Below are 261 nucleotides of genomic sequence, written 5' to 3'. Positions count from 1 at the left end.
AACTGATTGAACAATCTCCGGAGCATGAAACGATGTTGATGACTATTGCAGAACAGCTTGAACAAAAAGGGCGCGAGCAAGGTATCAAGCAAGGTATTGAGCAGGGTATCGAGCAAGGTATTGAGCAGGGTATTGAGCAAGGTATTGAGCAAGGTATTGAGCAGGGTATTGAGCAAGGCCGAGAGGAAGGTAAAGTGGAAACGGCTCGAGCCTTATTACGGCATGGCGTCAGCCTGGATATTATTGTCACCAGTACCGGAC

General features: G+C 47.9%; 1 pseudogene. It reads left to right on the top strand.

What is annotated here, in order from left to right:
* A pseudogene (locus tag EAE89_RS23305) lies at positions 1-261 on the top strand (ISNCY family transposase); the annotation flags it as partial.

Source organism: Photorhabdus heterorhabditis, from assembly GCF_018448905.1.
In the GTDB taxonomy this organism is placed as follows: domain Bacteria; phylum Pseudomonadota; class Gammaproteobacteria; order Enterobacterales; family Enterobacteriaceae; genus Photorhabdus; species Photorhabdus heterorhabditis.
This window is presented reverse-complemented; position numbering and strand designations above follow the sequence as displayed.